This is a genomic window from Pseudotabrizicola algicola, assembly GCF_010915705.1.
GTDB lineage: Bacteria > Pseudomonadota > Alphaproteobacteria > Rhodobacterales > Rhodobacteraceae > Pseudotabrizicola > Pseudotabrizicola algicola.
Genome location: NZ_JAAIKE010000002.1, coordinates 261,073 through 284,570 on the forward strand (window position 1 = coordinate 261,073; position 23,498 = coordinate 284,570).

Genomic DNA, 23,498 nt, shown 5'->3' on the forward strand with positions numbered 1-23,498 from the left:
CAGGTCAGCCCATCGTCTCCAGACAATGCCGCCGGAACGCCCGCTTCAGCATGTCCAGCTCCTGCCGCAAAAGGTCCACCTCGGCGCGCATGTCATCCTCCATCGCCACGCCGGTGATGATGGTGAAATGCGCCAGCGTCTGGTCGCTGCCCGCCTCGCGGATCAGAAAGGTCTGCACCCCGTCCGACAGCACCTCGGCCGGGATCGGCACCCGCACCGCCCAGACCCCGGGCCGGTCTGGCACCGGCTCCACCGTCACGCCGGACAAGGGACGCTCCAGATGCAGCACCACAAGCTCCGGCCGCGCCTCTCCGGCGTTCAGCACCCCTTCCCAGACCCCGGCCCGGATGCGCGTCTTGGTCAGCCGCTTCTCGATCATCTCTTCCTCACAGTTCCGCGCGCCTACAACTCGGCGCGGGGCCGACGCCCGAAGGTCACATCCCGCAGGATGATCTGGTTCATCTCCGGCCCCTCGAAAATCAGGTCCACCCAAAGGCGCTCCACCCGCTTTTCATTGACCTTGGTATAGGCCAGATCGAATTCCACCATCACCTCCTCGTCCCCCAGAGGCAATTCGCGCACGATCTGCTCCACATTCGGGCCATGCTTGATGTTCAGCCGCGCAAAGATTTCCAGCGGCTTTTCCATCTCCACGATCACATCCAGCCGGATCAGGTGCCGCAGCTTCAGCCCCGCCGCCGCCTCCGGCGGCAGGTCCAGCACAAGGCTCAGGAAAGACCCGTCAAAGCGGAACACATCCATGCGAAAGCCAAAGGGCGCAAGGTCGGACTGGCGCGTGTTGCGGATCTGGCGCACCGTCAATTCGCTGTGGCGGCAGTCATGAAACACCGTCGCCCCCTCGCAGACCAGCGCCCGCCCCGGCAGCGAGGACGCCCCCGGCACCGGAATAGGCCCGCGCCAGAGCATGGGCCGCCAAGACCAGTCGGTGCCCAAAGGCCGCCGCATCGCGTTCGAGCCGATCACCGGCAGCGCCAGCCGGTGCTCGGCCTCGTGGATCACGCGGTCGAGTTGCCGGCGGATCGACCGCGCCCGCCCCCGCAATCCGCTCAGCGTGTCAAGGTCCAGCGTCGCCGCCCGCTCGGCCAACGCCCCCCAGCGCCGCTGCACCCGCCGATGCAACACCCGATCCAGAAACGCGTCCAACCTGCCTGCCATATGCTTTTCCGACACTCGCCCCGCGGTGAATCCCGCTCCGATTGTTTACGGCGCGGAAACGATTCCCTTTATTGCCGGAAAAAACTTAAGGTTCCACACACTTTACAAGCGAATGGCACGCGCGCGGCCTCATCGGTTGGCACGGCGCAGCGCTTTGACCGTATCTTCCACCAGTTTCCGGCTTGCCGCCTCGTCCAGTTCGGGCCCCGAGACCTTGATGCTCACCGTGCGCCCGCCCAGCGCCGTCATCCCGCGCCAGTAAACGCCCTCGCCCCGGTCCGCGACCCGGAACAGGAACAGATCGCCCACGCTGCGCGCCGAGGTCACCGTCACATCCGCCGCCCGCCCGCGGCGGCTCAGCGATTTGCGCCCCGCCTCCGAGGCGAAAAAGGCCGCCATCTCGGCCCCGCCCGCCGCCATCGCCGCCGCACTGCCGCCCCGCCCGAAGGTCACAAAGATCAGCGCGGGCGGTGCCTCGGCCTGATCGGTGCAGCGCCCCAGCAAAAGGCTCGCCGCGCCGTCCGCCTGCCGCAGCGTGGCTGGGTCGGGGCAATAGCCCGCAGGCCCCTGCACCGTAATCTCCTGCCCGCGCAAGACCACGGTCTTGGGCAAGGTCTCGCCAAAGGCGATCAGGGGCTGGCCCAAGGCCAGCCCCGTCAGCATCATCGCCAGCAGTCGGTGCTTACTGGTCCATATAGACATGGCTCTCCGCCTTGCCCCCCGGATGCGTCACCGCCCCCCAGCGCGCGCCGCCCACCAGCTTGGCGAACTTGTGCACCGCGCCCGAGGTATATTGCGTCTTGCGCGGGCCTTTCCATTCGGCCTTGCGCTTGGCCATCTCCTCGTCCGACACGTTCACCGACAATTCGCCGGTCAGCGCGTTCAGCGTGATGATGTCGCCGTTCTGCAGCAGCGCGATCGGCCCGCCATGCGCGGCCTCCGGTCCCACATGCCCCACGCAGAACCCGCGCGTCGCACCGCTGAAGCGGCCATCGGTGATCAGCGCCACCTTCTTGCCCATGCCCTGCCCCGACAGGGCGGCGGTGGTCGACAGCATCTCGCGCATCCCCGGCCCACCGGCGGGGCCTTCATTGCGGATGACGATGACCTCGCCTTCCTTGTATTCGCGCTTCTTCACCGCCTCGAACGCGTCTTCCTCGCATTCGAACACCCGCGCGGGGCCGCTGAACACCTGCTCGGCCTCGCTCATGCCCGCCACCTTCACGATGGCCCCGTCCGGCGCAAGGTTGCCGCGCAGCGCGACCACGCCGCCCGTCTTGGTGATGGGCGAGCCAATGTGATAGATCACCCTGCCATCCGCCTCGCCGCGGATCTCGTCCAGCGACTCGCCCAGCGTCTTGCCCGAGGCGGTCATGCAGTCGAGGTGCAGCAGACCTTCCTTGGCCAGTTCCTTCATCACCACGGCCACGCCGCCCACCTCGTGCAGGTCCTTGGCCACATATTTGCCGCCCGGACGCAGGTCGACGAAATAGGGCGTGTCCTTCATGCAGGCCGCCACGTCGAACAGGTCAAAGTCGATCCCCGCCTCATGCGCCATCGCGGGCAGGTGCAGCGCCGCATTGGTCGACCCGCCGGTGCAGCCCACGACCCGCGCCGCGTTCTCCAGCGATTTCCGCGTCACGATATCGCGCGCGCGGATGTTCTTCTCGATCAGGTTCATCACCGCCACGCCCGAAGCCTCGCCATACTGGTCGCGGCTTTCATAAGGCGCAGGCGCGCTAGAGGAATTGAGCAGCGCCAGACCGATGGCTTCCGACACGCAGGCCATCGTGTTCGCCGTATACTGCGCGCCGCAGGCCCCGCTCGACGGGCAGGCCACCCGCTCCATGATCTCGAGCTCGGCATCGGAAAGGTTGCCCGCCTGATGCTTGCCCACCGCCTCGAACATATCCTGCACGGTGATGTCCTTGCCCTGATACCGGCCCGGCAGGATCGACCCGCCATAGATGAACACGCTCGGCACGTTCAGGCGGATCATCGCCATCATCATCCCCGGCAAGCTCTTGTCGCAGCCGGCAAGCCCCACCAGCGCGTCATAGCAATGGCCGCGCATCGTCAGTTCCACCGTGTCGGCAATCGCATCGCGGCTGGCGAGCGACGACCGCATCCCCTCATGCCCCATCGCGATCCCGTCGGTGACGGTGATGGTGGTGAACTCGCGCGGGGTGCCGCCGCCCTTCTTGACGCCATGCTTGACGATCTGCGCCTGACGGTTCAGCGCGATGTTGCAGGGTGCCGCCTCGTTCCAGCAGGTCGCCACGCCCACCCAAGGCTGGTGGATTTCTTCCTCGGTGATCCCCATGGCATAGAAATACGACCGGTGCGGCGCGCGCGCCGGGCCTTCGGTCACATGACGGCTTGGAAGTTTCGATTTGTCGAAACGCTGGTTCGTGGACATGGGCATCCTCCCGCAAAATCTGGCTGGCAATGGGATAATCGGCGAAACCACCGGGGGCAAGCGGCGAAAGCAGCGCCCCGCAAGGGATTCGCCGTGCCATGCCATCCATAGGGCGCGGTTCGCCCACCTTCCGCGCGGCCCACGGCGCAATGCCCCGCCCCGTCACAAGCCCGGACGCGCAAGGGGCTTTCCTCTGCCGCAGGCTTGGCTACTGTGCAGCGCCATGACACCGCAGCGCATCCACGCCATCGACCTCGCCCGCACCCTCGCCCTTCTGGCGATGGCGGGCTATCACTTCACCTTCGACCTGATGCTCTTTGGCCACCTGCCCCCCGGCTTCGTCTTTCAGGGACCGTGGCCGCTGATCGCGCGCAGCATTGCCGCCAGCTTCCTGTTCCTTGCCGGAGTCTCCCTGTGGCTCGCCCACGGGCAGCGCATCCGCTGGCCTGCCTTCTGGCGACGCTTTGCCGTGCTGGTGGCGGCGGCGGCGCTTGTGACCACCGTCACCTATTTCGGCATGGGCTTCCAGTTCATCCGCTGGGGCATCCTGCATGCCATTGCGGCGGGCAGCCTGATCGGTCTGGCCTTCCTGCGCGCGCCGGTCCTGCTCACGCTGGCCGTGGCCGCCCTCGTGTTCACCGCGCCGCATCTGGCGCGGTTCGAGATGTTCAACGCGCCCTATTGGATCTGGCTCGGCCTCTCCACCGAAATCCCGCCGATGATGGATTACGAACCCCTGCTGCCCTGGCTTTGCCCCGTGCTGCTAGGGCTGGCCACCGCCAAACTCATGACCCGCGCCGACGGGTGGAGCGTGCTGCGCCGCTGGCAACCGGGCCGCCTTGGCCATGCGCTGCTTTGGCCCGGTCGGCACAGCCTTGCCGTCTATCTCGTGCACCAGCCCGTGCTGTTCGGCGCGCTTTATCTCTTCACCCGCTACCTCTAAGGCCCGCCATGACCCAGATCCCCGACCAGCCCGACCTTTACGCCGCCCTGCGCGCCAGCGGCGTTGCGCCCGCGGAATTGCCGGCGCTGATCGCGGCAAGCCCGCCCGCCGTGGCCGCCCGTCTGCGTGCGGGCGATCCCGGCCTGCTCTGCGCCATTTTGCGCGCGGGTCAGGGCCTGCCCCCCGTCGCCGCCGCCCCCGCCCTGATCGCCCATCTGCGCGGGCAAGACTTCGCCCCGCTGTTCCGCCCCGATGTCGCCACCAGCCCCACCCTCGCCCTGCTGACCAATGGCGAACACCCCGACATGCCGCCGTTTTCCGACCGCGCCTTCGACGCATGGTTCGCCGCCAAGGGCATCCCCTACGGCATCGGCACCTATGGCGAGGATCGGTCCGTCTACCGCACCGCGCAATTCGCCGATGCGCTCAGCCCCGAACGCCGCACCCGCCATCTGGGAATAGATGTCTTTGCCCCCGCAGGCACTCCGGTTCATGCACCGCTGGCGGGGCGCGTGCTGCACCTGACCTACAACGCAGACCCGCTCGACTATGGCCATACTCTGATCTTGCAACATGAAGGCCCCGAGGCGCCCTTCTTCACCCTCTACGGCCACCTTGGCGCCACGCTGCCCCACCTCTTGCAACCGGGGGCCGAGGTGGCGGCGGGCCAGCACATCGCCGACCTTGGCGACTGGCCCGAAAATGGCGGCTGGGCCCCGCATCTGCATTTCCAGATCATGACCGACATGCTGGGCCAGACCGGCGGCAACTTCTATGGCGTCGGCCACAGCAGCCTGTGGGATGTCTGGCAGGCCATCTGCCCCGACCCCAACCTGATCCTGCGCCTGCCCGAAAGCGCCTTCACCCTGCCGTGACAGGCGCTTTGGCCTGCCGCACCAACGTCATGACCTTTGCCATACGCAAGCCAGACGCGCGCCAGACACAAAGCCGACGCCGCGCCCGATTGCATTTCGCGCCCCGTGCCTCTATCTGAAAGCAAAGACCGGCACCCGAAAGGCCCGCCCGCATGAACTGGATTTCGAACTACGTCCGCCCGAAAATCAACTCGCTCTTCTCGCGTCGGGAAGTGCCGGAAAACCTTTGGACGAAGTGCAGCGAATGCGGCACCATGCTGTTCCACCGGGAACTGGCCGAGAACCTGAACGTCTGCTCGAATTGCGACCATCACATGGCGATCAGCCCGCGGGATCGGTTCAAGTCCTTGTTTGACACGGGTATTTTTACCGAAGTGAAGGTGCCCGAACCCGTCGTGGACCCGCTCCACTTCAAGGACCAGAAGAAGTATCCCGACCGTCTGAAGGCCGCCCAGAAAACGACGGGCGAGAAAGAGGCGATGCTGGTCGCCGAAGGCGAGATGGGCCGCACGCCGGTGGTGGCCGTGGCGCAAGACTTCAGCTTCATGGCAGGCTCGATGGGCATGTATGTCGGCAACGCCATCCTTGCGGCGGCCGAACGCGCGGTAAAGCTCAAACGCCCCCTCATCCTCTTCTCCGCCGCCGGCGGCGCCCGCATGCAGGAAGGCATCCTGTCGCTCATGCAGATGCCGCGAACAACCGTTGCAGTTCAAATGCTTAAAGAGGCGCGGCTGCCCTATATCGTGGTGCTGACACACCCCACGACAGGGGGGGTTACCGCCTCTTACGCCATGCTGGGCGACGTGCAGATCTCCGAACCGAATGCGCTGATCTGCTTTGCCGGACCGCGCGTGATCGAGCAGACCATCCGCGAAAAGCTGCCCGAAGGCTTCCAGCGCGCCGAATACCTGCTGGATCACGGGATGCTCGACCGCGTCACGCATCGCAAGGAATTGCGGGACGAACTGATCACGATCCTCCGGATGCTGATGGGTCAAACCCCTGCAATCAAAGGCGATTTGCCCGCCCCCGCGCCGGCAGCGGCCCCCGCCACACCGCCCGCAGGCTGATCTTGACCACAGGTTCCGACGCCATCCTCGAACGGATGATGACCTTGCACCCCAAGGTCATCGACCTCACCCTCGACCGCATGCACCGCCTGCTCGCCGCCTTGGGCAACCCCGAGCGCAGGCTGCCTCCGGTCGTCCATATCGCGGGCACCAACGGCAAGGGCAGCACCCAGGCGATGATCCGCGCGGGGCTCGAGGCTTCGGGCGCGACCGTCCACGCCTATACTTCGCCGCATCTGGCACGCTTTCACGAACGCATCCGCCTTGCGGGCGAGTTGATCAGCGAACCCGCGCTGACCGCGCTTCTGGATGAATGTGTGCAGGCCAACGGCCCGGACTCCATCACCTTTTTCGAAATCACGACTGCCGCCGCGCTGCTGGCCTTTGCCCGTACGCCCGCCGATTTCACGCTGCTCGAGGTGGGTCTGGGCGGGCGTCTCGACGCAACCAACGTGGTCGACTCCCCCGCCATCACCATCATCACCCCCGTCAGCCTCGACCATCAGCAGTTTCTGGGCGAAACCCTGCCCGAGATCGCGGGCGAGAAAGCGGGAATCATAAAGCGCGGCATTCCGGTGGTCGTCGGCCCGCAAGCGCCCGAAGGGCTGGCCGTGATCGAGGCGAAGGCCGCCCGCATGGGCGCGCCCGTCCTTGCCTACGGCCAGCACTGGCATGTGGCGGAAGACCGGGGCCGGCTGATCTTTCAGGACGAGTCCGGCCTCTTGGACTTGCCGCTGCCCAACCTGCCCGGCCCGCACCAGATCCAGAACGCAGGCGCAGCCATCGCCGCCCTGCGCGCGCTTGGCCGCGACGAGGCCGCCTGCGAGGCCGCCGTCACCCGCGCCTTCTGGCCCGCCCGCATGCAGCGCCTGCGCCAGGGCCCGCTGGTGGACATGGCCCCGCAGGTGGAACTCTGGCTCGACGGGGGCCACAACCCTGCAGGGGGCGAGGCGATTGCCGCCACGCTGTCGCGCATGCATAAGCGGCCCACCTATCTGATCTGCGGCATGCTCAACACCAAGGATGTCACCGGCTACATGCGCCCCTTGGCGGCCCATGCGGCACGGCTTTACGCCGTCTCCATCCCCGGTGAAAAGAACACCCTGCCCGCCGAAACCACGCGCGATGCCGCCCTCTCGGTGGGTCTGCCTGCCGAGGCGGCAGGCTCTGTGGCCGATGCGCTGGCCGCGATTTCGGTCAGCGATCCCGCAGCGCGGGTGCTGATCTGCGGCTCGCTCTACCTTGCCGGAGCAATCTTGCGCGAAAACGGCTAGGCGCGCGCGCCGTAGCGGGCCATGAACATCTCGACCGCGCCGCGCACCGACCGCCGGACACTCTCGGCCGTGACCTGATGATCCATGCGGAACACCAGTTTCTCCATCAGCGCTGCCTTGCACAGATGGATGAACTGCTCTGCCGCCAGATCGAGATCGTCAATCTGCAACGCCCCCGCCTGCACCAGAAGATGCAGGTGATGCACCAGCCGGTCATGCACCAGCCCCGGCCCGTTGCGGTAAAAATCGCGCGCAAGTTCGGGAAAGCGCGCGCCCTCGCCGATGATCAGCCGACAGGCGTTCTGCCCGAAGTCTGACAGAAGGAACCCCGCGATCCGCTCCCCGGCAAGGGTCAGCATCGCCTCGACCGTCATCGACGGATCAATCTCGGCCTCGGCCTCCTGCGTCTGGCGCAGACATTCCTGCGCGCAGATTTCCTTGAAAAGCAACTGCTTGTCAGGGAAATAGGCATAAAGCGTCGCCTTGCTGACGCCGGCCTCGCGCGCGATATCGTCAACCGAGGCCCCGTCGAACCCGTCACGCAAAAAGATCGTGCGAGCGCCTTCCAGCACCTGATCGAACTTGCGCCCCCGGCGCACCACCTGCTCTGCGGCTGTTGTCATGGTCCCCCCGTTTCACCGACCATAGGTCAGGAACCCGAAGAGGGGCAAGCGGTGCGCTGGCCCGCGTGTCTTATTTGCAAGGCGCGCTGACGGTCCCCGGTGCGTCCTCACAGCCCTTGGTCGACGTGCTGGTCTGGTCACCCTGCGGCCAGACCAGATGGGGCAGATTCACCGAAAACCCGCCGGCCATCGCCGGAACAGCGGTAAGCGCCACAGCAATGGCAAGGACAAGCACACGCATCGAAATCTCCTGATTCTGAACTGATCGGTTCAGAATATATGAACCGCTTGGTTCACTAAATCAATCTAAAAATATACTGAACAGTTTAGTATCTAATCCGGCCTTGATGTCGCTCGGAGATTGCCCCGCACACGCACGGCAAACGACCTTTTCCACCTGCCAGCAGATCAGCGGCAGAGGGCACGCGGCAAAGATGGAAAGACGGCATGACAGGACGCGCAGGGCGGCCGCGCAGGGGGCTTTTCCCCCTCACCCCCGGAGGATTTGGAAAAGGTGTAAATCAGCCGCCCAGATGGCTTTCCCCGCGGGCTGCGGCAAGGTCCATCTGCCGCTGGCGCTCGCGGAAGCGGGCACGGTCGGCGGGGCTGTATTCCTCGACACATGCGGCGCAGCACACGCCTTTTTCATAGGCCGGATGCTGTCGTCCCTCGGGCGTGACAGGGCGGCGGCAGGCACCGCAGCTTTCATTCGCGCCGGGCACCAGCCCATGCCCGACCGACACGCGGCCATCAAAGACATAGCATTCGCCCTGCCACAGGCTCTGCTCTTCCGGCACGTCTTCAAGATATTTCAGGATGCCGCCCTTGAGGTGGAACACATCCTCCACCCCTTGGGAAATCAGGTAATTGGTCGATTTCTCGCAGCGGATGCCGCCCGTGCAGAACATCGCGATCCGCTTGTTGTGAAAGCGGTCGCGGTTTTCCTGCCACCACTTCGGAAAATCGCGGAAACTGCGGGTTGCCGGATCGACCGCCCCCGCAAAGGTGCCGATGGCGACCTCGTAATCATTGCGCGTGTCGATCACCGCGACACTGGGTTGCCGGATCAGATCATTCCATTCGGCGGGCGTCACATAATGGCCGACCCTTGCCTTGGGGTCCACGTCCGGCACGCCCATCGTGACGATCTCGCGCTTGAGGCGCACCTTCATGCGGCCAAAGGGCATGGTCTGGGCCGAGCTTTCCTTCCATTCCAGATCGGCGCAGCCAGGCAACGCGCGAATATGGGCAAGCACCGCATCGATCCCTTCGCGCTTGCCAGCAATGGTGCCGTTGATCCCCTCTTGCGCGAGCAAAAGCGAGCCGCGCACCCCTTGCGCCGCGCAGACCTCTGCCAGCGGCCCGCGCAGGGCGGCGGGATCGGGAAAGCGGGTGAAATGATAGAGCGCGGCAATGGTCAGCATGGGCGCGGCATAAGACAAGCGCGCCTCCGGATCAAGCGGCGGAGTGTCCGATGTGATTGACAGCGCGCGGGCAATCCCTAGGACTAGGGGAGCAACAAAGCGGAGGCCCCGATGCGCCCGGCACATGAAGCCCTGATCGTGATCGATGTTCAGAACGACTTCTGCCCCGGCGGTGCCTTGGCGGTGGCCGGGGGTGACATGATCGTGCCGGGCATAAATGCCTTGATGGCCGAGTTCGGGGCCGTCATCCTGACGCAGGACTGGCATCCGGCCAACCATGCCTCTTTTGCCCAGAACCATCCCGGCGCGGCCCCGTTCAGCCTGACAGAGATGCCCTATGGCCCGCAGGTGCTCTGGCCCACCCATTGCGTGATCGGCAGCACGGGGGCGGCCTTTCACCCGGCGCTGGACACCGCCCGTGCCGATCTGGTCTTGCGCAAGGGCTTTCGCCCCGCCATCGACAGCTATTCGGCGTTTTTCGAGAATGACCACCGCACGCCGACCGGCCTGCATGGCTATCTGCAGGACCGCGGCATCCGGCAACTGGTGCTGAGCGGGCTGGCGACCGATTATTGCGTCGCCTATTCCGCCCTTGATGCGGCACGGCTGGGTTACGCTGTCGAGGTGCGGATGGACCTGTGCCGCGCGATCGATCTGGAGGGCAGCCTTGCCACCATGCGCGCCCGGATGACCGACGCGGGCATCACGCTGCGGGATTGAAAAGCGTCAGCGCAACTGGACAGCGGCCCCTGCAGTTGATTTAACGGCCAAAACGCCGTTCAGGAGCCGAAAAGATGGTCGACATCGCAACCCGTGTCTACAATCACAAGTGGAAGGTAGACACGATTGTCCGCTCGCTGATCGATACCGATTTCTACAAGCTCTTGATGTGCCAGTCGGTGTTTCGCAACCGGCCCGACACCACCGTGACCTTCAGCCTGATCAACCGCACCAAAAGCATCCGGCTTGCCGATCTGATCGACGAAGGGGAACTGCGCGAACAACTCGACCATATCCGCACCCTGCGCCTGTCGCGCGGTGAAAGCACGTTCCTGCGCGGCAATACCTTTTACGGCAAGCGCCAGATGTTCCGCCCCGATTTCATGGAATGGTTCGAAGGGCTGCAGCTGCCCCCCTATCATCTGGAAAAGCACGACGGACAGTATGAACTGACCTTCGAGGGCAAATGGCCCGAGGTGATGATGTGGGAAATCCCCGCGCTGGCCGTTCTGATGGAACTGCGCTCGCGCGCGGTGCTGCGGGCGATGGGGCGGTTTGAACTGCAGGTGCTTTACGCCCGCGCCATGACGAAGCTCTGGGAAAAGATCGAAACGCTGCGCCAGATCGACGGGCTCAAGCTGGCCGATTTCGGCACCCGCCGTCGCCATTCCTTCCTCTGGCAGGACTGGGCGGTGCAGGCCCTGATCGAGGGGATGGAGGGCAAGTTTATCGGCACCTCGAACTGCCTGATTGCCATGCGGCGCGAGGTCGAGGCAATCGGCACCAACGCCCACGAACTGCCGATGGTCTATTCCGCCCTTGCCAATTCCGATGCCGAACTGGCGCAGGCGCCCTATCAGGTGCTCGCCGACTGGCACGAGGAACATGACGGCAACCTGCGCATCATCCTGCCCGACACCTATGGCACCGAAGGTTTTCTGGCCCGCGCGCCCGAATGGCTCGCCAAGTGGACGGGCATCCGCATCGACTCCGGCGATCCGGCGACGGGGGCGGAAACCGCCATCCGCTGGTGGAAGGCGCGCGGCGAGGACCCGCAGGACAAGCTGGTGATCTTCTCCGACGGGCTGGATGTGGCCAAGATCGCCGAATTGCACGCCCAGTTCGCGGGGCGGGTCAAGGTATCTTTCGGCTGGGGCACCATGCTGACCAACGATTTTCGCGGCCTTGCTCCCAATGACGGGCTGGCTCCGTTCAGCCTTGTCTGCAAGGCGATTTCCGCCAATGGCCGCCCCACCGTCAAGCTGTCGGACAATCCGAACAAGGCGATGGGTCCGGCCGACGAGATTGCACGCTACAAGCGGGTGTTCCACGTGGGCGAGCAGGCCGCGATGGATGTGGTAGTCTGACGCGGGGCGCGCTCAGGACATTGCGCGCAGCGCAAGGAAGATCAGCGCAGACAGCATCGCCGCCATCGGCACCGTAATGACCCAAGCCGCACCAATCGTCAGGAAATGCGCCCGCCGCACCAGCTTGCGGCGGCCCCGCTCTGCCGGATCCACGGGCTTGCCCTTTTCGATCCCCAGCCGCCGCGCTTTGCGCTCGGCATCCCATTCGCGGTAGAAGCCCACGCCGAACACCGCACCCACCGCGATATGCGTCGAACTCACCGGAAGGCCCAAGGCGCTGGCCACGATCACCGTGATCGCTGCCGACAGCGCCACGCAATAGGCGCGCATCGGGTTCAGCTTGGTAATCTCGCCGCCCACCATGCGAATGAGCTTGGGCCCGAACAGAACCAGGCCAAAGGAAATGCCCGCCGCGCCGATGATCATCACCCATAGCGGAATGGTGACCCGTGATCCGGTCGCCCCTTCCTGCACCGCATGGGCAATCGCCGCCAAAGGCCCGACCGCATTGGCCACATCATTGGCCCCATGCGCGAAGGAAAGCAGCGCCGCCGACACGACCAGAGGCAGCGCAAACAGCTTCTTGAGTGATTTTTTGCGGTTCTCCAGCCCCTCGGACTGCCGCCGGACCAAAGGCCGCGCCGCCAGCGTCACCGCAACGCCGATGACAAGCCCAAGCGCAAGACCGCCCGTCAGCGAAATCTCGATCACACGGCGCAAGCCCTTGACCGCAAGATAGGCCGAAAACGCCCCCGCCATCACGCCGATCAGCACTGGAACCCAGCGCCGCGCCGCCGTGATCTTGTCAGGCACATCGTTGATGTAAGCCTTGATGAAGGCCAGAAACAGCGCAGCGATAAGCCCCCCCAGCACGGGCGAGATCACCCAGCTGGCCGCGATCTGGCCCATCGTCGGCCAGTTCACCGCGCCGAACCCTGCCGCAGTGATGCCCGCGCCCATCACCCCGCCCACGATGGAATGGGTGGTCGACACCGGCGCACCCACCCAGGTTGCGAGGTTCAGCCACAGCGCCGCCGCCAAGAGCGCCGCCATCATCGCCCAGACAAAGGTATCAGGGTCCGCGACGGCCTCGGGCGAGACAATGCCGCCGGAAATGGTCGACACCACATCGCCGCCCGCAATCAGCGCCCCCGCCGTTTCGAACACGGCAGCGATGACCAGCGCGCCGCCCATGCTCAGCGCATTCGCGCCGACCGCCGGCCCCATGTTGTTGGCAACGTCATTCGCGCCAATATTCAGCGCCATGTAGGCCCCGAAAGCCGCCGCCGTCACCAGAATGACGGTCGCGGATGATCCACCCGAAAGCACGATGGCCGCAATCGCGCAGACAAGGATGAACAGCACCCCGAGGCTGATCGCGATCATCGGGCGACTGACAAAGATCAGCGCCTGCTCCAACTGAACGATGCGCCCCAGATCCTTGTCCAGTGTCTTCCACTGGTTCTGTGGCGGGCTCGGCCTGTCTGTCATGTCATGCGCCTGTGATCTGGGTGTTACGCCCGTGTTACCTGCGCGCTGACTATCCGTTCACAATCATGCTGACAACCGATTCCCCTCAAGCCATGCAGGCATTGGCGAACATCACCGCACGCGCGATATGCCGTGCATGCACCGGATCATCCGGCGGCAGCCGGGGCGCCGCCCAGCCGACCGAAGCCAGGGTCCGCGCGAGTGTGAAGGCATCCACCTCGGCCGGATCGGACAGCCCGTAGCCTTCACACAGCGCCGCCCGCAACTCGGCATATCCCGGCTCGTAGAGGTTCTGCGAAAGAACGGTGCCCAGATCATACAGCCGGTAGCCAAAACCGGAATCATCAAAGTCAATCAGTGAAAGTGAACTCCCGTTCACAAGAATATTCTCGCGCAGCACATCGGCATGGATCAACCCCGTCGCCCCCTGATGCCGCGCCAGCCGTCCGGCGAGCCAAAGCCGTGCCTCGGCCAACAGACCGGCCTCCACAGGCCCCAACGCCGGATGCTCCCAGAACCGCCCCCAGAAAGGGGCCTCGCCCACCAGCCCGTCATGATCCCAGCGCGGACGCTCGAACCAGCCGGGCAAGGCCAGAGCATCTGTCACAGCGTGAACCTGCGCCAGCAAACGCCCCAAGGCGAAAAGCTGCGCCGCCTGCGCCGCCACCGGACCTTGTAGAGGCACACCGGCCTCTCCCAAAGGCGCGCCCTCCACCCAGTCCACCACCGAGGCAAGACGGCCCGAGGGCAGCACCGCCAGCGGCTCGCCCTCTGCCAGCGCCACAGCCGCAGGCACCGGCAAACCTGCGTCGGCCAATGCCGCGCACCACCACAACTCAGATCGGATCGCCGCCGCCGACTGATACCCGCGCCGATGCAGGCGCAGCGCGCCGCGCCGTCCCCCGGGCAGGGCAAGCTCGTAAACCTCGTTCTCGCGCAGGCGCAGCGCCCGCACGATCCTGCCGCCCCATAGGCCCGCTGCGATCTCGGCCTCGCTCATGCCGCGTCCAGCGCCGCCTGCAGCGCATCGGCCAACAGATCTGCCTCAGCCTGCCCGAACACCATCGGCGGACGGATCTTCAGCGTCGCACCGCCCCGACCGATCCGGTTCAGCAAGAACCCGCGCGCCACCATGTCCTCCACCAGATCGGCGGCGAAATCGCCCGCCCCGTCACCCCCGAACTCCACGCCAAAGAACATGCCAACGCCCCGCACATTCTCAATCCGCCCGTGCCGCAGCGCACCCAACCGCTCCAGCAGATTGGCCGAGGTCGCCGCCCCCCGCGCCTGCAACCCCTCGTCCTCGATCACGTCCAGCGTTGCCAGACAGGCCGCCGCCGACACCGGATTGCCGCCAAAAGTGTTGAAATAGCCAAAGGCCTCGCGAAATGCGGCCATGACCTCGGGCCGCGCCAGACAGGCCGCGACCGGATGGCCATTCGCCATCGGCTTGCCGATGGTCACCACATCGGGCGCAAAGCCCAGCCAGTCATGCCCCCAGAAATGGCTGCCCACCCGGCCAAAGCCCGGCTGCACCTCGTCGCAGAGGATAAGCCCGCCCGCGCGGCGCACCACCTCTACCGCAAGGTCCAGAAACCCCGGCGCAATCGCAGGCAACCCCTCATTGGCAAACACCGGGCACAGCATCAGCCCGGAAAAGCCAAAGCCCGCCGCCTCCAGATCGGCAATCGCCGCCGCCACATGCGCGGCAAAGGCGGCAGGCTGCGCCTCGGCACTGCCGCCCAAAGGCGCCAGCGTCTCGGGCGACGGCACCAGACGCACATGCGGCGCGCGCCCTCCGATCGGTGGCCGCCGCGTGGAAAGCTGGCTCACCGCCGCCGTATTGCCGTGATAGGTCGCATCCGTCGCAATGATCCCCGTCTTGCCCGTCACCGCCTGTGCCATGCGCAGGGCCAGATCATTTGCTTCCGATCCGGTGCACACCATGATCGCCTGCCGCACATCATGCCCCAGCGTCGCCACCAGCCGCTCGATGTAATCTAGCACCAGATCATGATGATAGCGCGTGTGGGTGTTCAGCACCGCCGCCTGCCGCGCAATCGCCTCCACCACACGCGGATGGCAATGCCCCACATGGGCGACGTTGTTATAGCAATCGACATAGCGCTTGCCCGCCTTGTCCCACAACCATACCCCCTGCCCGCGCACGATATGCACCGGCCTGCGGTAGAAGGTCGGCACATTCGGCCCCATCAGCCGCGCGCGCCTTGCCTCGAGGCTCTCAGTCATCCTCGCCCTCCACACGGCCCCGTCCGGCCTTGACCTCGCCGCGCACCGACTTGGCCTTCAGCCGCCGCAAGGTGCTGCCATAGGTGGGCTTGGTCGCGACCCGCCGCTTGGGCGCCACCAGCGCCGCGCGCACCATCTCCACCAGCCGCTCCCGCGCCAGCTCGCGGTTGCGAGTCTGGCTCCGCGTCTCCTCGGCCCGGATCACGATGGCCCCGTCCAGCGTCCAGCGCCGCCCGGCCAGCTTCTTCAGCCGCGCCTTGACGGGGGCAGGCAGATGCGGCGACCGCTCCGCCTCAAAGCGCAACTCCACCGCCGTCTCCACCTTGTTCACATTCTGCCCGCCCGGCCCTTGCGAGCGGGTAAAGCTTTCCGTCAGCTCCCATTCGGCCAGCGACACCGTGTCTGAAATCCTCAACATGCCCACACCATAGCAAAGGCCCGCCCTGACGAAAGCCCTGCCGCTTTTCCGTCCTCAAATATCCCCGCGCGGAGCGCAAACCCGAGGCGGCGCGCAGGCGCCAACGAGACAAAAAGAATGCGCGCATCGCGCGCGCTATCTGTAAACCGCCGGTCCGGCAGGGGGCCACAAAAGAGAAAGGATCGCCGGTTTGCGGCGATCCTTTCCGAGTTCAAGGAGATGGGCCAGTTAGGTAACCTGTCCCAATCACGGGTTCGTTCACTAAGGGGTTGCCCCTAGAAAACACCCCCCATGACTGTCCCGACACGTCTCTCCAATATCACTCTAGACACTGGATCACCTCCTTTCAAATGGTTGCCGATAGGGGTAGCCTGACACAGATTTGGTGGCTGTCAAATCCTTTTACGCAATCCGTGCGCTCAATTTTCCGACAATTAACCGGAATGGCAAAAGTGCCACCAAAGCGAGCAAAAGCTTTACACCCCAATCCGCCACCGCCAGAGACACCCACAAAGGCGCTGCCGGACCGAGCCCCAGAAGCGGCAAAACCTCGTTGGCCCAGGCCACGTCATTGCCCGGTTCCAGCCCCGACAGCGCGCCGGAAAACGCGATGGTGAAGAATAGCGCCGTATCGACGGATGACCCGATCAGTGTCGACACCAAGGGCGCGCGCCACCATGCCCCGGCGCGAAAGCGGTCGAACACGGCCACATCCAAGAGTTGCGCCGTCAGGAAGGCCACCCCCGACCCGATGGCGATCCGCCATGTCACCAGCGGGCCGAACTCGCCCATGATCTGCGAGCCGATCAGCGAACAGGCCACCCCCACGGCAAAGCCCGTGAAAACAACCCGCCGCGCGGCCTGCGCGCCATAAAGCCGGTTGGTCAGGTCGGTCACCAGAAAGGCGATGGGATAGGTAAAGGCGCCCCATGTCAGCCATTGGCCGAACAGAAACTGCACCAGGATATTTGAGGCCACGACAGTCGCGGCCATGGCAAGAATGCCGGGCAGAAGTTTTTGCATCATGTGATCCGTTTTTTATGCAAGGTCGCGGAGACTTGCCCCCCGTTGCGATGGGGACGCGCCGCCCTAATGCAGCGCGGCCCGGCTGTCAATCATGCAGCCGGTATTCCACAATTTCGGTGCGCATGAAGGCCAGGAAGTTGTCATCCGAAATCATCGTCAGGCGAATGGCCCCGCCCGCATCGCGCCACACCGCCAGCCCCTCCAGATTGCCGTGCTGGCCGGTCGGAGTCTGCAGGTGCAGCCGCCGGTCGCTCAGCGCCTTGGCCCCCACCTTGAAAGACCGCACCCGGCTCGCAAATCCGGTAATGCCGTGAAACGCCCGTTCCAGCACATAAAGCCGCCCATCCGGCCCGAAATCTGCCGAAACCGGAAGAAACACACCCTCCCGCGGCAGGTCAAAGGGCTGCGTCCATTTCCCGTCGGCATAACGCCAGATCGGAAAATCCACCCCGCCCGCATTTCCCGGCTGTCCCGTCAGCAGGCGGATGCGCTTCGATCCCGGCAACTCCTCCGGCATGGTGTATAGCGCGCCCTTGGCGTCAATCGCCAATGCCTCCAGAGCGGCATTGCGCGGAAAGCTGGCAAAGGCCTCGGGCGTCGGCAGGTTTTCGGCCACCCCGTTGATATCGCGATAGCGCAGAACCCGCGCCACCCCTTCGAACGAGACATACACCGTACCATCGGCCGCCACCGCGATGCCTTCGCTGTCGTTGCGCCCTGCCGCCAGCGGAGCGTTCTTGTTTGATTTCAACCGTTTCACCGGACCGGATTCCACCGCCACGATGGTGCCGTCCGGGCCGCGCCGCAACCGCCCCTCCACGAAACTGCCGCGATCCGTCAGCGCGATGAAGCGCGAGCCGTCTGCCGACAGGTCAATCGCCGAAAACCCGCCGAAAGCGGTATCGGGCATCGTCCAGCGGAAAGCGCCGAGAAACCCCGGCGGCGGGTTCGGGCTGGCGCTTCCTTGCAGCCCGAAGGCAACCACCAGCGCCGTCGCGATTACCGCGAGGCGAGAACGTCTTGGCATTGTTTGGGCAAATCCGCCATTGTGAATTGACGCGGATGGCGTGCGCGCGGCACGTCAGGGTCCACGGGTTTCTTGGTCGTGCTCTTGGGCGGGTTCAGATAATCGGTCACCCACCACGTCAGCGTCTCGTCACAGCCATTGCCGCCCTTCGACAACTCGGCCACGGTCGGCTTCTGCGTCTCGCACAGGCGCGCGCCCTTGGGGCATTTCAGCCGCACATGGAAATGCGTGTCATGCCCCGCGACAGGGCGTATCTTCTGCAGCCAGGGCGTATCGGCGCGCGTGGCGGTCTTGCACATTTCGATCTTCACCGCCGCCGCCACGAAAATCCGGTCCACCCGAGGGTCCAGTGCCGCCGCGCGCATGATGGCGTGGTGCCGCGCCGTCCAGTTCCGCGTCACCGATTTCTGGTCCGCCGACCGCACCGGAATCGACGAGATATTCTCGCGCTCGCGCCGCGTCAGGTTCAACCGCTCGGGCGGCAATTGCCAGATGTCGGCGTCCAGCCCGATCTGGTGGCTGGCATGACCACTGGTCATCGGGCCACCGCGCGGCTGGCTGATATCGCCGATGTAAAGACCCGCCCAGCCGATCTGCTGCGCCGTCCGGCTCAGGTCCACCAGAAAGTTGATCATCTCGGGGTGGCCAAAGTTCCGCCCGCGCGACAGCCGCATGGCCTGCCAGCTTGGCCCGCTTTCCGGCAATTCCACCAGACCCGCCGCGCAACCCTTGGCATAAGACCCCACCGGCATCGGCTTTTGCTGGCTTGGCGACGCATGGGCGCCAAACAACTGATTGGCCAGTTGCTGCGCCTCGGCAGCTCCCGCAAACAGGGCAGGCGCGCACAGGGCTGCGGCCAGCATCAGGGGTCGGATCATGCGGGTTCTCCCTCTGGTTTCACCCAGAATAGCAAAATCAACCCGATCAGGAAGAGCACGATCAACGGGGTCACGCCAAGTTGTTGGCTTCCCGTTACATCCGTCACCACCCCGATCGACAGCGGCGCGATGAACGACGTCGCCTTGCCGGCGAGCGCGTAGAGGCCAAAGGCTTCCGTCATCCGCCCCGGCTCCGCCTGCCGCACCATCATCGTGCGGCTGGACGATTGCAGCGATCCGCCGCCCGCCCCGATCAGCGCGCCAAGGATATAGAATGCCACATCCGGCAGCCTGCTGTCCGGCCCGACCGGCACCCCGAACACCGACTCTCGACTCACAAAGACCACCGCCACCGCCACCAGCGTCAGCACAACCACATTCAGGATGATGACCGGCTTCGGTCCCATCCGGCTGTCCATCTTGCCGCCCAGCCACGCAAAGATTGCCCCGGTCAGCGCGGCCAGAATGCCGAAAATCCCCACATTGGTGACAGACCAGTCCAGCACCCCCGCCGCATAGATGCCGCCGAACACATACATGCCGTTCAGTGCATCGCGGTAGAACATCGACGATCCCAGATAGGCAAACAGGCTGCGCTGCCGTGGCAGGCGCGCCAGCGTCTGCTTCAACTCCGGCCAAGCCGCACGCGCCGCCTGCCCGATCGGCAAGGCATCCGCTTTGCGCGGTTCTTTCACCCACAGGAAAAACGGGATCATGAACACCGCATACCAGACCGCAACCAGCGGCCCGACAGAGCGGGTGCCTTCCCGCGTTTCGGGGTCCAGCCCGAAGATCGGCGGAATCCCGAGCAAGGTGCGCCCCGAGGCCCCCTCGGCCAGCAGCAACAGCATGATGATCAGGGCGACAATGCCGCCCATGTAGCCAAAGGCCCATCCATTGCCCGAAACCCGCCCCAGATCGGCGCGCGGGCAAAGGTCCGGCAGCATCGCATTGGTGAATGTGGTGGCAAATTCCATCCCGATCAGGCCGAGACAGAAGAACAGCATCACCCACCAGACATTGAAATCCGCCGGAGCCGAATACCACAGCCCCCAGGCCCCGATGACGTAAAGCGCCGAAAACAGCCAGATGAACGCCATCCGCCCGCCAGACTTGTCCGCAACCGCCCCCAAAAGCGGCGACAGGACGGCAATCACCAACCCCGCCGTGCCGACGCCATAGCCCCAGATCGCCTGCGCCGCGCTGCCATCGCCGATGACCGAAACCACGTAGGGGCCGAAAATGAAGGTCAAAAGCAGCGTGTTATAGGGCTGGCTGGCCCAGTCAAAGAAATACCAGCCCCAGATGCGCTTGCTTGCCGCTGTCATTCCGGTCCCCCGACAGGCCTTGCTGGCCCTTTGCCGGATCAAAGCCCGAAAACCCGCCCGCGCGCAAGACGCGCCCGCCGGCAAACACGCCTTACTGCATCGGCGGCCAAGGCCGCTCGGCATCCGCGGCGATCCACGCGGTCACCCAATCGGGCAGCGCCGGACTTTCGGGCGAAAGGCCGAAGGCCCGCGCCATATCGGCAGGCGGCACGATTCCCGCCTTGCCACGCTCGCCCGCACCCGTCACCGCCGAGCGGATCAGGATATGCGAGGTGCATTCGCCACGCCGCCACATCGACTGCTCGATATACAGGAACCGGGCATCCCAGCCGATGATCCGCGTGCGCATCTCCAGCCGGTGAAACATCTTCACCCGTTTGCGATAGCGTGTCGAATTGCCCGCCACCGCAAGGCCCCAGCCCCGCGCCTTCAGCACCTTGTGCAGCCCCATGCGCTGCCCCAGCGGTATCCGCCCCAGATCATACAGGGTCAGCGTCCTCCCGTTGTTCAACTCCATCCACGGGTCAATGTCCCACGGCCAGCAGACGTGGTGGCTCACATGGGTGTCAAACAGCCCCAGCTTGGGAGACTTGCGGAACTTGAACACTTCCTTGAACATTCGGGCATAGGGGTACATGCGCAGCCACTCCGGTTTGACCGCCCTCCCCTGCCCCGCCCTTCCCCGAACGTCAAGCAAGACGCGGCGGAAGGCGGTTGCCCTTTACAGGCCCCGTTGATACCACTGACACAACACTTTGTGCCGCGCCACGGCTCCACCACATTCACGGCTTCAGGAGGCCCGCCCATGACCTCGCTTCTGCAAATCCTGCTTTTGATCATCAGCATCGTGCAATGGATCATCATTGCCCATATCATCATGAGCTGGCTGATCAATTTTCAGGTGCTCAACCTGCGCCAGCCGCTTGTGGCCCAGATCTGGGACGGGCTGAACCGTCTGGTGGAACCCGTGTATTCCCGCGTCCGCGCCTTCCTGCCCAACATGGGGGGGCTTGATCTGGCCCCGCTGGTGGTGCTGATCGGCATCTACGCCCTGCGGATCATCCTGATCAACAACGCCGCCGCCTTCTATTAAGGTCGCCGCCCCCATGCGCGACCCGCACCAGCTTTTGCAGGAAATCTTCGGCTTTCCCGGCTTCCGTCCGGGACAGGAAGAGATTGTGCAGGCCGTGCTCGCGGGTCGCAATACGCTCGCCATCATGCCCACGGGCGGCGGCAAGTCGCTCTGCTTCCAGCTGCCCGCGCTCTGCCGCTCCGGCGTCACCGTGGTGATCTCGCCGCTGATCGCGCTGATGCGCGATCAGGTCCGCGCGCTGCGGGCGGCGGGGGTCGAGGCGGGGGCGCTCACCTCGGGCAACACCGATCAGGAAACCGAAGATGTCTTTGCCGCCATAGACGATGGCCGGCTGAAACTGCTTTACATGGCCCCCGAGCGGCTTGCCTCTGGCGGGGCAGTGTCCCTCCTGCGGCGGGCCAATGTCACCCTCATCGCCGTGGATGAGGCGCATTGCGTGTCGCAATGGGGCCATGACTTCCGCCCCGATTACCTGCGCATCGGCGAATTGCGCCGCGCGCTCAATGTCCCGCTTGCCGCTTTCACCGCCACCGCCGACGAAGAAACCCGCGCCGAGATTGTCACCCGCCTGTTCGATGGCACCCAGCCGGAAACCTTCCTGCGCGGCTTTGACCGCCCGAACATCCACCTTGCCTTTGCGGTGAAAGACAAGCCGCGCGAGCAGATCCTGCGCTTTGCCGCCGCGCGCAAGGGCCAGTCCGGCATCGTCTACACCGCGTCGCGCGCCCGCACCGAGGTGCTCGCGCAGGCCCTGCGCGAGGCGGGCCACTCCGCCTGCCACTATCACGGCGGGATGGAGGCCGAGGAGCGCCGCCGCGTCGAAATCCGCTTCCAGCAAGAGGACGGGCTGATCGTGGTGGCCACCATCGCCTTCGGCATGGGCATCGACAAACCCGATATCCGCTGGGTCGCCCACGCCGACCTGCCCAAAAGCATCGAAGGCTATTATCAGGAAATCGGCCGCGCGGGCCGCGATGGGGCGGCGGCGGAAACCCTCACCCTCTACGGCCCCGACGATATCCGCCTGCGCCGCACCCAGATTGACGAAGGTGCCGCCCCGCCCGACCGCAAGGCCGCCGATCACGGCCGTCTGAACGCCCTGCTCGGTCTGGCCGAGGCGACAGCCTGCCGCCGTCAGGTGCTCCTTGGCTACTTCGGCGAGGCGTCCACCCCTTGCGGCAACTGCGATCTCTGCGACCGCCCGGTCGAGGTGTTCGACGCCACCGACTCCGTGCGCAAGGCGCTGTCGGCCATCCTGCGCACCGGCGAATGGTTCGGCGCGGGCCACCTGATCGACATTCTCACCGGCAACGCCACCACCAAGGTGCGCGAAAAGGGGCATGACCAACTGCCCACCTTCGCCGTGGGGCGCGACATGACCAAACCGGCATGGGGCGCGGTGTTCCGCCAGATGATGGGCCGCGACCTTGTCCGCCCCGACCCCGACCGCTTTGGCGCCCTGCGGATGACCGATGCCGCCCGCCCGATCCTGCGCGGCGAGACGAGCATTTCCCTGCGCCGCGACACCATCACCTCTGCCATTCCCCGCGTGGCGGTGAAAACCCTCGTCTCCGAGGAAGACGCGCCGCTGCTTTCGGCGCTGAAGGCCAAGCGCCGCGCGCTGGCCGAGGCGCAGGGCGTGCCTGCCTACGTCGTCTTTCCCGACCGCACGCTGATCGAAATGGCCGAACGCAAACCGGCCACGCTCGATGATATGGCGGGCGTCACCGGCGTTGGCGCGAAAAAGCTGGAAAGCTATGGCGCGGCATTCCTTGCGGTCATCAACGGCGCGGCAGAGCCGCTGCACCCCGCCCGCCAGCGGCTTGTCGGCCGCCCCTCCGGCCCGATCTATGACCGGCTGGCCGAGGTGCAGCTGTCCCTTCTGCGCGGAGAGGACGGCACCGGCAAACCGCTCAGCCTGTCACCCGGCACCCTGCGCCGCATCGCCGAGGCGCGGCCTTCCACGCTGTCAGACCTTGACCGCGTGGGCGATCTTGGCCCCGCCAAGATCGAACGCTTCGGCACCGCCTTTCTGGAGGTTCTGCGCGAAGGCTGACCCATAGGGGTGGACATGGCAGCACCACACCATATCTTGT

At 65.3% G+C, this 23,498-nt stretch carries 24 protein-coding genes; 8 read left to right on the top strand and 16 right to left on the bottom strand.

Annotated features, from left to right (window positions below; all coding sequences use genetic code 11):
- Positions 1-4: 4 nt before the first annotated feature.
- The 4 genes from G3572_RS07840 to ilvD all read right to left on the bottom strand — a co-directional run bounded on the left by G3572_RS07840 (position 5) and on the right by ilvD (position 3,595).
- Entirely contained in the window at positions 5-379 is a 375-nt protein-coding gene (locus tag G3572_RS07840) for a hypothetical protein (RefSeq protein ID WP_164610512.1), read from the bottom strand.
- A 23-nt stretch (positions 380-402) separates the two neighbouring features.
- Positions 403-1,176, bottom strand: a complete 774-nt coding sequence (locus G3572_RS07845; RefSeq protein WP_205518642.1) for a DUF6478 family protein — start codon at positions 1,174-1,176, stop codon at positions 403-405.
- Positions 1,177-1,305: 129 nt separating this feature from the next.
- Positions 1,306-1,878: a hypothetical protein gene (locus G3572_RS07850; protein ID WP_164610514.1), complete on the bottom strand. Its 573-nt coding sequence runs from the start codon at positions 1,876-1,878 to the stop codon at positions 1,306-1,308.
- Positions 1,859-3,595: a dihydroxy-acid dehydratase gene (gene ilvD / locus G3572_RS07855; protein WP_435530964.1), complete on the bottom strand. Its 1,737-nt coding sequence runs from the start codon at positions 3,593-3,595 to the stop codon at positions 1,859-1,861. Before ilvD ends, G3572_RS07850 begins: the two co-directional genes overlap by 20 nt.
- Positions 3,596-3,818: 223 nt before the next feature.
- Here ilvD and G3572_RS07860 point away from each other — a divergent pair, with 223 nt between their 5' ends.
- The 4 genes from G3572_RS07860 (at position 3,819) to G3572_RS07875 (ending at position 7,757) form a co-directional block, all read left to right on the top strand.
- Positions 3,819-4,538, top strand: a complete 720-nt coding sequence (locus G3572_RS07860) for an acetyltransferase domain-containing protein (RefSeq protein ID WP_164610519.1) — start codon at positions 3,819-3,821, stop codon at positions 4,536-4,538.
- An 8-nt stretch (positions 4,539-4,546) separates the two neighbouring features.
- Positions 4,547-5,413 (top strand): peptidoglycan DD-metalloendopeptidase family protein, encoded by an 867-nt coding sequence (locus tag G3572_RS07865; RefSeq protein WP_164610521.1) that lies wholly within the window; start codon positions 4,547-4,549, stop codon positions 5,411-5,413.
- Positions 5,414-5,565: 152 nt separating this feature from the next.
- Positions 5,566-6,483, top strand: coding sequence for an acetyl-CoA carboxylase, carboxyltransferase subunit beta (accD, locus tag G3572_RS07870; protein WP_164610523.1), 918 nt, complete (start codon positions 5,566-5,568; stop codon positions 6,481-6,483).
- A gap of 35 nt (positions 6,484-6,518) precedes the next feature.
- Positions 6,519-7,757 (top strand): bifunctional folylpolyglutamate synthase/dihydrofolate synthase, encoded by a 1,239-nt coding sequence (locus G3572_RS07875; protein ID WP_164611292.1) that lies wholly within the window; start codon positions 6,519-6,521, stop codon positions 7,755-7,757.
- Here the strand turns inward: G3572_RS07875 and G3572_RS07880 are convergent.
- The 3 genes from G3572_RS07880 to trhO form a co-directional block, all read right to left on the bottom strand.
- The gene (locus G3572_RS07880; RefSeq protein WP_164610525.1) at positions 7,754-8,380 is read right to left on the bottom strand and encodes a TetR/AcrR family transcriptional regulator; all 627 of its coding nucleotides are present in this window, start codon (positions 8,378-8,380) and stop codon (positions 7,754-7,756) included. The two genes, G3572_RS07875 and G3572_RS07880, sit on opposite strands and share 4 nt — an antisense overlap.
- Positions 8,381-8,450: 70 nt before the next feature.
- Positions 8,451-8,621: a hypothetical protein gene (locus G3572_RS07885; protein ID WP_164610527.1), complete on the bottom strand. Its 171-nt coding sequence runs from the start codon at positions 8,619-8,621 to the stop codon at positions 8,451-8,453.
- Positions 8,622-8,901: 280 nt separating this feature from the next.
- A complete protein-coding gene (trhO, locus tag G3572_RS07890; RefSeq protein ID WP_164611294.1) occupies positions 8,902-9,804 on the bottom strand; it encodes an oxygen-dependent tRNA uridine(34) hydroxylase TrhO in 903 nt (300 codons plus the stop codon).
- 111 nt (positions 9,805-9,915) lie between these two features.
- Here trhO and pncA point away from each other — a divergent pair, with 111 nt between their 5' ends.
- Complete coding sequence (gene pncA, locus G3572_RS07895) at positions 9,916-10,524, top strand: bifunctional nicotinamidase/pyrazinamidase (RefSeq protein ID WP_164610529.1); 609 nt, start codon at positions 9,916-9,918, stop codon at positions 10,522-10,524.
- Positions 10,525-10,598: 74 nt separating this feature from the next.
- Positions 10,599-11,891 carry a nicotinate phosphoribosyltransferase gene (gene pncB, locus G3572_RS07900; RefSeq protein ID WP_164610530.1) on the top strand — a complete coding sequence of 431 codons (1,293 nt, stop codon included), beginning with the start codon at positions 10,599-10,601 and terminating at the stop codon, positions 11,889-11,891.
- Between the two features lie 12 nt (positions 11,892-11,903).
- Here pncB and G3572_RS07905 read toward each other — a convergent pair whose 3' ends face one another.
- From G3572_RS07905 to G3572_RS07945, 9 genes are all read right to left on the bottom strand, one after another.
- Entirely contained in the window at positions 11,904-13,382 is a 1,479-nt protein-coding gene (locus G3572_RS07905; protein WP_164610532.1) for an inorganic phosphate transporter, read from the bottom strand.
- Positions 13,383-13,467: 85 nt separating this feature from the next.
- The gene (locus G3572_RS07910; protein ID WP_164610534.1) at positions 13,468-14,382 is read right to left on the bottom strand and encodes a phosphotransferase enzyme family protein; all 915 of its coding nucleotides are present in this window, start codon (positions 14,380-14,382) and stop codon (positions 13,468-13,470) included.
- A complete protein-coding gene (locus G3572_RS07915; RefSeq protein ID WP_164610536.1) occupies positions 14,379-15,632 on the bottom strand; it encodes an aspartate aminotransferase family protein in 1,254 nt (417 codons plus the stop codon). The genes G3572_RS07910 and G3572_RS07915 overlap by 4 nt, the downstream gene beginning before the upstream one ends.
- The gene (gene arfB / locus G3572_RS07920; protein ID WP_164610538.1) at positions 15,625-16,050 is read right to left on the bottom strand and encodes an alternative ribosome rescue aminoacyl-tRNA hydrolase ArfB; all 426 of its coding nucleotides are present in this window, start codon (positions 16,048-16,050) and stop codon (positions 15,625-15,627) included. Before arfB ends, G3572_RS07915 begins: the two co-directional genes overlap by 8 nt.
- A 402-nt stretch (positions 16,051-16,452) precedes the next feature.
- Positions 16,453-17,076 carry a queuosine precursor transporter gene (locus tag G3572_RS07925; RefSeq protein WP_164610540.1) on the bottom strand — a complete coding sequence of 208 codons (624 nt, stop codon included), beginning with the start codon at positions 17,074-17,076 and terminating at the stop codon, positions 16,453-16,455.
- 85 nt (positions 17,077-17,161) lie between these two features.
- Complete coding sequence (locus G3572_RS07930; protein ID WP_164610542.1) at positions 17,162-18,103, bottom strand: esterase-like activity of phytase family protein; 942 nt, start codon at positions 18,101-18,103, stop codon at positions 17,162-17,164.
- The gene (gene mepA, locus G3572_RS07935) at positions 18,076-18,981 is read right to left on the bottom strand and encodes a penicillin-insensitive murein endopeptidase (RefSeq protein WP_164610544.1); all 906 of its coding nucleotides are present in this window, start codon (positions 18,979-18,981) and stop codon (positions 18,076-18,078) included. Before mepA ends, G3572_RS07930 begins: the two co-directional genes overlap by 28 nt.
- Positions 18,978-20,309 (bottom strand): MFS transporter, encoded by a 1,332-nt coding sequence (locus tag G3572_RS07940; protein ID WP_164610546.1) that lies wholly within the window; start codon positions 20,307-20,309, stop codon positions 18,978-18,980. The genes mepA and G3572_RS07940 overlap by 4 nt, the downstream gene beginning before the upstream one ends.
- 91 nt (positions 20,310-20,400) lie before the next feature.
- Positions 20,401-20,946, bottom strand: a complete 546-nt coding sequence (locus G3572_RS07945; RefSeq protein WP_164610548.1) for an acyl-CoA thioesterase — start codon at positions 20,944-20,946, stop codon at positions 20,401-20,403.
- Between the two features lie 168 nt (positions 20,947-21,114).
- Here G3572_RS07945 and G3572_RS07950 point away from each other — a divergent pair, with 168 nt between their 5' ends.
- Together G3572_RS07950 and recQ are read left to right on the top strand one after the other, a co-directional pair.
- Complete coding sequence (locus tag G3572_RS07950) at positions 21,115-21,402, top strand: YggT family protein (RefSeq protein ID WP_100196368.1); 288 nt, start codon at positions 21,115-21,117, stop codon at positions 21,400-21,402.
- A 13-nt stretch (positions 21,403-21,415) separates the two neighbouring features.
- Positions 21,416-23,458 (top strand): DNA helicase RecQ, encoded by a 2,043-nt coding sequence (gene recQ, locus G3572_RS07955; protein WP_164610550.1) that lies wholly within the window; start codon positions 21,416-21,418, stop codon positions 23,456-23,458.
- The last annotated feature ends 40 nt before the right edge of the window (positions 23,459-23,498 follow it).